The sequence below is a fragment of the Tistlia consotensis USBA 355 genome (assembly GCF_900177295.1).
GTDB lineage: Bacteria > Pseudomonadota > Alphaproteobacteria > Kiloniellales > DSM-21159 > Tistlia > Tistlia consotensis.
Window position 1 is genome coordinate 139,134 of record NZ_FWZX01000014.1, and the last position, 10,205, is coordinate 149,338.

Genomic DNA, 10,205 nt, shown 5'->3' on the forward strand with positions numbered 1-10,205 from the left:
AATTGGCTCCGCGGCGGGGTCCACGCGCGCTGTCGTCCGGCCGGCGCGATGACGGGCCCTTCCAGCTTCAGAATTCCGGGCTAGTTTGACCGAGGCTTTGCGTGTTCAGCAGCGAAGGCCGTTCCCGTGAGCAGCACGATCCGACTTCTTGGCGAACCGGTCATTCTCGATCGTGACGGGCTGCTGCGGCCCGTGCGCGGCCATCAGGCCTGGGCGCTTCTGGCCCGCGTGCTGCTGGCGCGGCGGCCGCTCGACCGCCGCAGCCTGGCGGCCGAGCTGTTCCCGGAGACGGCGGACCCGCTCGGCTCGCTGCGCTGGTGCCTGGCCTCGCTGCGGCAGGCGCTCGACTCCTCGGACAGCCTGCGCGGCGATCCGCTGGAGCCGAACCTCTGCCCCGGGATCCATGTCGACGTCTGGCACCTCGACCGCGACGACTTCGACATCGAGCAGGCGGGGGCCCTGCTCGGCACCTTCGCGCCCCGCTGCAGCCCGGAGTTCTCGACCTGGCTGCTGATCGAGCGCGAGCGGATCGCGGCGATCGTCGACGCGCGGGTGCGGCAGGACACGATCCGGGCGCTGGCGGTCGAGGACTACGAGCGGGCGATCCGGCTGGCCGAGCTCGGGGTGCGGCGCGAGCCGCTGACCGAGGCGGCGCATATCCTGCTGACCAAGAGCCTGGCGCTGGCCGGGCGCCAGAAGGCGGCGCTGGCCCACGTGGCGGTGACCGAGGAGCTGTTCCTGGAAGAGCTGGGCGAGCGGCCGTCGCCGGACCTTCGGGCGGCGGCCCGGCAGCCGGTCATGGCCTCGCCCTCGGGCATATCGACGGCGGCCTATGTCCAGTCGATGCTGCGCTCGGGCCTCGCCGCGCTCGCTGCCGGGGTCGTCGATGTCGGAATCGAGCAGCTGCGGCGGGCGCTGCGGGATGCCGAACGAACCGGCGACGGCCATCTGACGGCGATGACGAAGATGGAGCTCGGCACCGCCATGGTGCATGCCTGCCGCGGCCACGACGGGGAGGCGGCGATCCTGCTCCAGCAGGCGATGACGCTCGCCCGGGGCGCAGGCCGGGTCGCCATCGCGTCGAGCGCGCTACGCGAGCTCGGCTATGTCGAGGCGCTGGCCGGCCAGCGCCTCGCGGCGGACGGCTATCTGGCCGCGGCGGCCGAGATCGCGCGGGGCGACGAGAGCCTCGCCGGCATCCGCGCGTTCCAGGGCTTCAACCTGATCGGCCGCGGCGACCATGACGGCGGCCTCCGCCGCCTGGAGCAGGCGCTCGGCCATGCCCGCGCCGCGGGCAATCGGCGCAACCAGTGCTGGGCGCTCGCCATCGGCGCCTGGGGCCTGCTGCGGGCCGGGCGGCTGGCGGAGGCGGAGGGCTGGATCGCCGGCGCGCTCGTGCTGGTCGAGGCGGAGCACTGGATCGCCTTCCGGCCCTGGGCGATCGCGGTGGCCGGCGAGATCCGGCTGCGGCGAGGCGCCGATCCGGCGGCCTTGCGGCCGGGCCTGGAGGAGGCCTTCGCGCTGGCCTGCCAGCTCGACGACACCTCGTGGGAGGCGGCCTGCGCCAAGGTGATCGGGCTGACCTATGCGGAGACCGGAGAGATGCAGCGCGCCCAGCTCTGGCTCTCGGACGCGCTGAAGCGCAGCACGCGCAACACCAAGCGGCCGACCACGGTGCAGGTCGAGGTGCTGCAGAGCAAGGTCGAGGTCTGCCTGCGGCAGGACGATTTCGTCGCGGCGGAGGCGCTGGCGCGGGAATGGATCGCCGTCGCCGCGCGGATGCAGATGGACGCGCATGTCGCCCGGGCGGCAGAGGTGATTGCGCAGATCCGGCCGCCGCTGGAAGCTGTTCAAGGCGCCAGGAGGCCCCAGGCCTACGCCTGATCCGACATCGCCTGGAGACCGATCGCCTCAAGGAAGCGCGCGGCGGCGGCGTCCGGGCGACGCGGGCAGGGGTCCCTGCGGCCTGGTGCTACGCGGCAGCCTTGCCGCGCTCCCGGCGCTCTGCGCCGACCGTCGCCCGGTGAGCGGCCCGAGACATAGCTGGCAGATCGTACCGGATACAGAGGTGACACCTCCTGGCACGCGAGCCAGCCAGGAGGTCGTGATGCAGTGAGAGGAGCGTTCGGTGACGGACGAGCGCCTGCGGTGCGTGTCCCGGCAGTTGGACGATCAGACGATGACGGAGGCCCGCCAACCGCCTCTGCTATCCAATGGCCTCAGACAACTGTGCACGAAGCTGCCTGCCGCGGGCCGTCAGGATCACGATCTTACGCCGCCAGTCGTTGGGGTCCTCGTCCGTGCGGACGAGGCCGAGACCGCTCTTGCCACGGCGCGGCTTGTCGTTCAGCGCTTGGACGTTCCGCGACAATGACGACTGGCTGATCTCAAGGTCGGTCGTGAGCTCCTTCATCGTGATGCCGTCGCGCTGACAGACCGCTATGAAGATGGCCACCATCTGGAGATTGGCTTCAGCATCGACGAGACGGAAAACGTCCACGGCTCGCTTCAGGGCCATCAACGAGCGCTCGGATCCTGCCGCTTTTGGCACTTTGACTCCCGGGACGTGCATGACGCTTCCCGTAGCCGTGCGCTGCGGTGAAGCGCAACCGGAGCGCTCGCTGCGATGGCCAACAACGAGCAGCCTACGGCGGCCAAGCCAGCGGTTTGCGCGGCCACGTTTGATTGATGATCTTGCTAGGATGAGCGGCCCGAGACATAGGTGACAGAACGTACCGGACACATGGGTAACACCTCCTGGCATGCCTGCCTGCCAGGAGGTCGAGATGCCGTGGAAGGAGTGTTCGGTGATGGACGAGCGCCTGCGGTTCGTGTCCCGCCTGCTGGACGGCGAGGCGATGACGGAGGCCTGTCGCGAGTTCGTGCCGGGATTCGTCGCCGGACGAGCCGCCTAGCGAAGGGGCTCTGCCAGCTGGGCCCGAACCTGGCGTCCGCGGGGCGTCAGGCGGACGATCTTCCGGCGCCAGTCGTCGGGATCCTCCTCGGCGGCCACGAGGCCGAGGGCGGGTCGATCTCGCCGTGCCTTGTCGCTCAGCGCCGCGACGTTGCGAGAGACGGAGGACTGAGCAATGCCGAGGCCGATTCCCAGTTCCTTCATCGTGATACCCTCCCGCCTGCATATGGCGAGGAAGATCGCGACTGCCTGCACGGTCATGTCGCTGTCGATCGTCCGAAGGATCTCAATCACCCGCGAGAGGCCGGCCAGCTCGTGGGGGAAGGCGCTGGTGTCGGGCACGTTCATCTCCGACGAGGGTGAGCGCGAGGTGCGCGACGCTCGCCACCCTTGTGTGGGGAGGTGATCGCTTTGAGACCTGGGCGTTGGCGAAACAGCATTCTAAACAGTGACTTACGCGATCGTCGATTTGACACCAAATGCGCAGTTTTCGGCAGAACTGGTCATTTTCGGCGCGAGATTTGAGACTCCATGGCGACTTCCTGAGCAACTCGCCTGCAAGGCTGCGCAACGGTGAGCGCGCAACGCAAATTTTACGGTCCCGATCGGTGACCGTTAAACGAGGCGTGGTTGGCGCCTAACGCTTTACAGACGGCGCTTTCATCAAGGATTTCATGTAGTTGGCGATAGCGGGGCGCGATGCCGACCCGATTGAAGCGTAAATGAAGGTGCCCTCGGTTGGAGGTATTAAACACACCGTTTAACAGGTCGCCGAGAGCAACCAAACCGGGTCAGAAAACCGGCTCCCGGCATTCATGTAAGTTCGGAGAAGATGAATGGAACTCCGAAATCGAGCATCGGACCATTCATCTTATTTCGGAGTTCATTAAGTCGTTGATGCAGAATCATAAATTCGGACACCTAATCAACGGGTTCCCTCTCTAACTCCGAAAAACTTGAATGCCTGGAGTCTCCCTTCAACTCGCCATTCTTCTCTCCATGGTGGTGGTGGCGTTCCGGTCACAGCTCGGTTCGCCAGGTGTGACCGGAGACGTCACACCTGAGTTCCCGGTCACACCTCGACATTCTCTCGCAATATCAACGCGATAGAGAATCGACAATGCGTCATCGCCCGCGGCGAGGTGTGACCGGGAAGGCCGCCGAGCCCGGTTCAGCCGCAAGGAAGGCCGCTGAACCGCATGCACAAGGCCCGCTGAACTGATTCAGCGGCGCGAAGTCATTGTATTTTCAGCGCGATCTGGGATGGGCGATCTTCACCGTTCCGACGGTCGCTGAACGGCGAAGATCGCGCGCAGCGGCTGCCGGCTCACCCGTGGGTTGACGCCTGCGGTCTTTGCGACACCAGCCGCCTTCGCAGCCTCAGACCGGTTTTTGAAACACGCCTACACCTCTCTGAGCCGGGTTACCGGTTCGGATCGGAAACCGGGAACGGCTGCATCGCGTGCCGCAGTGCGTTCCCACTTCTCATAAGCCATTGATAAAACGACACTAAACAAGATAAGACCGGAACGCCGTTCCCAGTTTAAGTGGGAACCGAAAATCCGGCTTGACCGGACCGGTAAACTGGCGCCGCCTCACCCGTGGGTTGACGCCTTCGGTCAGAGTTCATCGGCCGAACTCTGACCGAAGGCGCATACCCGAACTCTGGCCGTCAGAGTTCCGAAAAGGTCAACGTTCGCAACACATTGCGGATGTTCGTCATTCCATGCGAGCGCGTTCGAACTCTGACGCGAGCGCTGCACGGCGGCGCCGGCAAGACGCTACCGGCAAGCGGAAGCGGTTCCCGCCGAGTTGACGGAGTCGCAGGCGTAGCCTACCTTGTTCGTGGGCGTCGAAACCCACCAAAGAGGCGGAACGCACCGCCGGACGGCGACAGGCCGTCGAACGGTGCTTTTTTGTTGGTCGTTCGGCTTAGCGTGGCCCTTGCCACGGCGAGGCCGGGAGGCGGCGGCAGATGTCCAGGGCGAAAGCCTAAAAGCCGTCGCGCCGTGCCTCTTTGCGGTTTCGAACTCCCGGCTGCCCGAGCCATTCGGGCCGGTGCCTTCGAAAGCACGCAAAGAGGAGACCGACATGACCAGCTCTCTCAGCAGCCTCGGGCTGCGCGAATTCACCGACTTCCTCGACCAGCTGCACGACGCGGCCTGCTCCGTCCGCCTGATGGGGACGCTGCTGGCCACCGCGAACGACCTCGGCATGCTCGACGACGACGAACGGCACGGCCTGTTCGTGCTGTCCCGGTCGATCGCGGCGACCGTCCAGGAGGCGGCCGACGAGGCGCGCGAGGACTTCTTCGGGGCCCGCCGCGCGCTGGAGCAGGCGCTCGACGGCGAGGCCGAGGAGCCGGCTGGTCGCGGCATGAGCACGGAGGAGTTCTTCGAAGAGGTCAAGCGGGTCGCCCGGGCCGAGATGGCGGCCGAGGCCGCCGGGGAGCATGCGCGCGCCCGGCGGCGTGGCCGTGCGGGGAGGACGGCCCGCGCGGCGCTCGACCGGCTGGAAGCGGCGAAGGCGGCCGAGGCGGAGACCTATCCGAAGCTCGACGCCGCCGAGGCGGCCCCGGCGGAAGAGCCGGCGCCGCAGCGCAAGCCGTCGCGCCGCCGCCGCGCCGCCGCCGGCTGAAGCCAGCCGAGCGAGCCACCTGAAGGCGGGCCCCTGCGGCCCGCCTTTCCCTTTGGAGGGCAAGAGATGCGGGACAACGACTTTCCCCTGACCGTGACGGTCGGCGCCGACGAGTGGGCCTACGTCAACCGGCGCATGCACTTCCTCGAGGCCGTCGTCATCCAGGTGCTGCGCCACAAGGCGGGCCTGAAGGAGTGGTTCAGCGCCGCCGAGCTGGCGGCCTTGGGCCTGCCCGGCCTGCCGGCGACGCGCCAGGGCATCAACCGGGCGGCCCGGCAGCGCGGCTGGCGCTTCCGGGAGGTGCCGGCGCGGAGCGGCTTCCGCTGCGAGTACCACGTGACGACGCTGCCGGCGGCGGCGTTCGACGACCTGGTCAAGCGGATCGTCACCGAGCGGCGCCAGGTCGCGCCGATCGCCGGCACGGCGCCGAGCCTGCCGGCCGGCCCGGCGGTCGCGCCGGCGCCGAGCCGGACGGCGCCGCAGTGGGTGCTGCCGCTGATGCGCATGCTCAAGCGGCGCGAGGCGAGCACCCTGGAAGCGGCGGTCGAGCGGCTGGCGGACCGCCTGCCGCCGGACGTGCGCTGCCCGAGCTACGCGGAGGCGCGCGAGACGCTGGCGGCGCTGGGGATCGGGCTGCCGGCCTGACGGCCTGCGTCGCGGGCGGGGAGAGGGCGGCCGGCGACCGGCCGCCCTTTCTCGTCGGGGCTGCCCTTGCCCGGCCGGCCGGACGGCGCCATGATCCGGTCGACGACGGCATCGGTCGGGATGTGGCCCCGCCAACCGGTGCCCGGTGGCACGCCGGCCACATCGGCGAGGCCCCCAGAGAGCCCGCCGCGACGGTCGCAAGGACCGGCGGCTTCCAGGATCGCCGTTAAACGGTCCTTAAACGGGGCTACGCGGCGATCTGGCCCCAAGAGGCTGCCGGGGTAGCCTTCACCCCCTCCGCGGCGCTCACGGGCCTTCCAGGCGCTTCCGCGCGCACTGCCCTCCAACACCCTTCGGCGCCGCGCTGCCGAGCAGCATGGATCCCGCACCACACACCGGAATGTCTTCCTCTGACTTTGGGTCGTTGGCACGAACATTATCGGCGTGTCAGGCGGAACTGTTTCAGGTCATGGAAGAGAAAGACGAGGCGAACCGGGATGTTCTAGTCGCGCCGGGAATTACCCGAGGCGAGCTGCTGGCGTTTTACCTGCAGCAGCCGAACAAGCTGCCGATGCCGATGGGAGAAACAACCTCCAACATCTTTTCAATCGTCGGATACGAAGGTCTGTTCGCCCTGATCGATGCATTCGGCGGTTCGAAGATATATGTATCCAGATTTAACGGGTACAGAAAGCTCATCGAGCTTGTCGGTGAGGAAAAGGCGGCAGCACTCTACGATCACTACCATCGCGACTACATCGAACTTCCCTCCTATAGCAGTCTTGTATCGATATACCGGCCGGAAAAGTTTGCAGAACTCAGGGAGGACGGTGTCTCGACTGGCGAGATGGCGCGCCGCTACGGCTTGACGGAGCGGGGCGTGCGCTACGTCCTTGCCAGGACCGGCGGGAGGAAGCCGACGTGCTGATCACCGCCTCTTCCGTCATCGCCCTCCATGCCACGCCGACCGCGAAACCCTATGAGCAGTGGGTGCACCTGATCCCGGCCGGCACCTTCTCCGGCCGCGACGGGCGCGGCCCCTACCGCCTGACCGACGCGGCGGCCGTGATCGAGGCCGCGCGCCGCTACGCCGGGACGGCGCAGATCCCGATCGACTACGACCACGCCCTGGACAAGGCCGCACCGGAAGGCCGTCCGGCCCCGGCGGCAGGCTGGATCAAGGGCCTGCAGGCGCGCGCGGACGGGATCTGGGGCCTGGTCGCCTGGACCGAGCGTGCCGCCGCGTCGATCTGGGCGCGCGAGTACCGCTACCTGTCGCCGGTCTTCCGGCACCGGAAGGACGGCACGATCACCAACCTGCTCCGCGCCGGCCTGACCAACGTGCCGAACCTGGAGCTGACCGCCCTCGCCTCCCAACAGCAACGCAACGGAGACCCGTCCACCATGGACATGGAAGAGTTCATGCGGCAGCTCCGCGCGGCCCTGGGGCTGCCGGACGATGCCGACGCCTCGGCGATCCTCGCCGAACTCAAGAACGCCGTGACGGCCGCGCAGTCGGCCGCGCCGGACCCGGCCCACTACGTGCCGATCGGCGAGTTCGAGCGCCTGGCCGCCGAGCTGAACCGCGTCAACCAGGGCGTCTCGGTCCAGGCCGCGGAGATCGCGGTGGACCGGGAGATCACGGCCGGCCGCCTGGCGCCCTTCCTGCGGGAGTGGGGCGTCAACCTGTGCAGCGTCAACAAGCCGGCCTTCGACGGCTTCATGGCGAAGACCGGCCCCGCGATCCGCCAGCTCTTCGAGCCGGGGCCGGCCACCGCCCTGCCGCCCAAGGGCTGGAGCCCCGGCGGCAGTGCCCTCGACGACACCGAGCGCGCCGTCTGCGCCGCCCTCGGGCACACGCCCGAGGAGTTCACCAGGAACCGGGAAGGCTGACCGTCCATGCTCATCAACGCCGCCAACATCCGCACCCTCTTCGAGGGCTTCAACGTCTCGTTCAACAAGGGCTTCGAGGGCGCCGAGAGCCACTACCGCGACGTCGCGATGATCGTTCCGAGCATCACCAGCGGGAACACCTACGGCTGGCTCGGCCAGTTCCCGAAGCTGCGCGAGTGGGTCGGAGACCGCGTCATCCGGAACCTGGCCGCGCACAGCTACGCGATCGAGAACAAGGACTTCGAGAGCACGATCTCCGTGCACCGCAACAAGATCGAAGACGACCAGTACGGGATCTTCGATCCGCTGTTCCAGGAGATGGGCCGCTCGGCGGCGGAGCATCCGGACGAGCTGGTATTCGCGCTGCTCGCCAAGGGCTTCGAGACCAAGGGCTACGACGGCCGGTTCTTCTTCGACAGCGACCATCCGGTCAAGGGTCCGGACGGCCAGGCGCAGAGCGTCAGCAACGTCCAGGCCGGCGCCGAGACGCCGTGGTTCCTGCTCGACGGCAGCCGGGCGATCAAGCCCCTGCTGTTCCAGCCGCGCCGCGACTACAAGCTGGCCCGGCTCGACCGCGAGGAGGACGAGAACGTCTTCATGCGCAACGAGTACATCTACGGCGTGGCCGCGCGGGCGAACGCCGGCTTCGGCCTGTGGCAGCTCGCCTTCGCCTCCAAGGCCGCGCTCACCGCGGACAACTACGAGGCCGCGCGCCAGGCGATGATGGAGATGACCGGCGACGAGGGCCGGCCGCTCGGCATCAAGCCGAACACGCTGGTCGTGCCGCCCGCGCTGGAGGGCGCCGCCCTGCGGCTGCTCAACAACGGCACGCGGGTCGAGACGGTCATGGTCGGCGACCCGGCGGCGCCGCAGTCGGTCGCTATCCAGAACGAGTGGAACGGCACGGCCAAGCCGGTCGTGTCGGCCTGGCTCGCCTGATCACAGGCGGGCTGATCGCAGGCGGATCGTCACCGCGCCGGGCAAGTCGGTTTTCGCCTTCCTGCTTGCACCGAGGCGCGGTGATCGATGGCCGGGGTTTCTGACGGCGTTCCCCGGCCGGTACCGGGGGCCGGAGCGGGTGCTGCCGCTCCGGCCCCTCCCCCAAGTGGAGCTGGCACATGACGGAAACGGTCATCCCCCTGCGGAACCCGATCCGCGACGACGCGGGGCAGCTCGTCACCGAGCTGCGGGTGCGGCATCCGTCACTCGCGGAGGTGCGCCGGGCCGGCCGCCGCCGCCCGACCAAGAAGAGCCGGGCGTGGGCGGTCTCCACGATGATGACCGGGCTGTCGAGAGCGACGCTGGCGCGGCTGACCGGCCAGGACGCGGCGGCGGCCGAGGAGACGATCGCCGGTATCCTGGATGTGCTGGGCAGGGAGGCCGGGCTGTGGTGAGTGCCTTGGAGATGCTGTGGGCCGCCGGCCTGCGGATACCGGCCGGGCTCACGGACGGCGAGATGGCGGCCATCAGGGAGGCGATCATGACCCTGACCGCGCGCAGGCTCACGGCCGAAGAGGCAATGGCTGAAATCGACGGCCTGGTAGCTCGGCTGCGGGCCGAGCGGGCCGAAAGCGAGGGGTACGCGACATGAGCCAGATGAAGCTCTCTGTCATCTTCGAATTGGCCGACCGTTTCACAGCCCCGGTCCGGCGCATTCAGAGCCAGATCGACCGCCTGACCGAGCCGGTGCGGCGGGTGAACGGCGCCCTCGGCCGCTTCGGCGAGGCCGCCGGCCTCGGCCGTGTCTCGGCGGCGCTCGGCGGCATTACCGAACGGGCGCGCGGCCTCGCCGGGGCGCTCGGCCAGGTCGGCGGGCGCCTGGCGCTCTTGAGCGGCGGGTCGGCCCTCGGCGGGCTGTTCCTCTTCAAGAGCCAGTTCCTCGACACGGCCACCGAGTTCGAGAGCTTCCGGGCGGTCCTGGAGACCATCGAGGGATCGTCCGAGAAGGCCAAGGTGGCCATGGACTGGGTCTCGGACTTCGCCGCCAAGACGCCGTTCCAGCTCGGCGAGGTGACCAGCGCCTTCGTCGATCTCCGCAACCTCGGCCTGGACCCGACGAAGGGCGCGCTCCAGGCCGCGGGCGACGCCGCCGCCGGCCGGCGCAAGACGTTCGAGG

General features: G+C 68.5%; 11 protein-coding genes. 9 read left to right on the plus strand and 2 right to left on the minus strand.

The annotated features are described in order from the left end of the window. The first annotated feature begins 126 nt into the window (after positions 1-126). The gene (locus tag B9O00_RS17300) at positions 127-1,884 is read left to right on the plus strand and encodes an AfsR/SARP family transcriptional regulator (RefSeq protein ID WP_085123956.1); all 1,758 of its coding nucleotides are present in this window, start codon (positions 127-129) and stop codon (positions 1,882-1,884) included. 322 nt (positions 1,885-2,206) lie between these two features. Here the strand turns inward: B9O00_RS17300 and B9O00_RS17305 are convergent, their stop codons facing one another. Both B9O00_RS17305 and B9O00_RS17315 read right to left on the minus strand, forming a co-directional pair. Then, positions 2,207-2,521, minus strand: a complete 315-nt coding sequence (locus B9O00_RS17305) for a MarR family winged helix-turn-helix transcriptional regulator (protein ID WP_159460242.1) — start codon at positions 2,519-2,521, stop codon at positions 2,207-2,209. Positions 2,522-2,911: 390 nt separating this feature from the next. Next, entirely contained in the window at positions 2,912-3,256 is a 345-nt protein-coding gene (locus B9O00_RS17315; RefSeq protein WP_200808548.1) for a MarR family winged helix-turn-helix transcriptional regulator, read from the minus strand. A 1,749-nt stretch (positions 3,257-5,005) separates the two neighbouring features. Between B9O00_RS17315 and B9O00_RS17320 the strand changes: the two genes are divergently transcribed. The 8 genes from B9O00_RS17320 to B9O00_RS17350 form a co-directional block, all read left to right on the plus strand. After that, positions 5,006-5,551 (plus strand): hypothetical protein, encoded by a 546-nt coding sequence (locus B9O00_RS17320; RefSeq protein ID WP_085123959.1) that lies wholly within the window; start codon positions 5,006-5,008, stop codon positions 5,549-5,551. A gap of 66 nt (positions 5,552-5,617) precedes the next feature. Next, positions 5,618-6,196, plus strand: a complete 579-nt coding sequence (locus B9O00_RS32550; RefSeq protein ID WP_179243957.1) for a DNA-binding protein — start codon at positions 5,618-5,620, stop codon at positions 6,194-6,196. A gap of 469 nt (positions 6,197-6,665) precedes the next feature. After that, entirely contained in the window at positions 6,666-7,124 is a 459-nt protein-coding gene (locus B9O00_RS33100; protein WP_159460243.1) for a hypothetical protein, read from the plus strand. Beyond that, positions 7,118-8,089: a phage protease gene (locus B9O00_RS17330; protein ID WP_159460244.1), complete on the plus strand. Its 972-nt coding sequence runs from the start codon at positions 7,118-7,120 to the stop codon at positions 8,087-8,089. The genes B9O00_RS33100 and B9O00_RS17330 overlap by 7 nt, the downstream gene beginning before the upstream one ends. Before the next feature lie 6 nt (positions 8,090-8,095). Continuing rightward, the gene (locus tag B9O00_RS17335) at positions 8,096-9,028 is read left to right on the plus strand and encodes a Mu-like prophage major head subunit gpT family protein (RefSeq protein WP_085123961.1); all 933 of its coding nucleotides are present in this window, start codon (positions 8,096-8,098) and stop codon (positions 9,026-9,028) included. Positions 9,029-9,207: 179 nt separating this feature from the next. Further along, on the plus strand, positions 9,208-9,483 hold the full coding sequence (locus tag B9O00_RS17340; RefSeq protein WP_085123962.1) for a phage tail assembly protein: 276 nt from the start codon (positions 9,208-9,210) through the stop codon (positions 9,481-9,483). Then, complete coding sequence (locus tag B9O00_RS17345; RefSeq protein ID WP_143598799.1) at positions 9,480-9,680, plus strand: hypothetical protein; 201 nt, start codon at positions 9,480-9,482, stop codon at positions 9,678-9,680. The genes B9O00_RS17340 and B9O00_RS17345 overlap by 4 nt, the downstream gene beginning before the upstream one ends. Next, a partial coding sequence (locus B9O00_RS17350; protein ID WP_200808549.1) for a tape measure protein occupies positions 9,677-10,205 on the plus strand: 529 nt, incomplete at its 3' end. The genes B9O00_RS17345 and B9O00_RS17350, both read left to right, overlap by 4 nt.

What these genes read in the sequence shown, in the direction of transcription:
- B9O00_RS17320 (WP_085123959.1), top strand. Translation starts at nt 5,006, where the DNA reads ATGACCAGCTCTCTCAGCAGCCTCGGGCTGCGCGAATTCACCGACTTC.
- B9O00_RS32550 (WP_179243957.1), top strand. Translation starts at nt 5,618, where the DNA reads ATGCGGGACAACGACTTTCCCCTGACCGTGACGGTCGGCGCCGACGAG.
- B9O00_RS33100 (WP_159460243.1), top strand. Translation starts at nt 6,666, where the DNA reads ATGGAAGAGAAAGACGAGGCGAACCGGGATGTTCTAGTCGCGCCGGGA.
- B9O00_RS17335 (WP_085123961.1), top strand. Translation starts at nt 8,096, where the DNA reads ATGCTCATCAACGCCGCCAACATCCGCACCCTCTTCGAGGGCTTCAAC.
- B9O00_RS17340 (WP_085123962.1), top strand. Translation starts at nt 9,208, where the DNA reads ATGACGGAAACGGTCATCCCCCTGCGGAACCCGATCCGCGACGACGCG.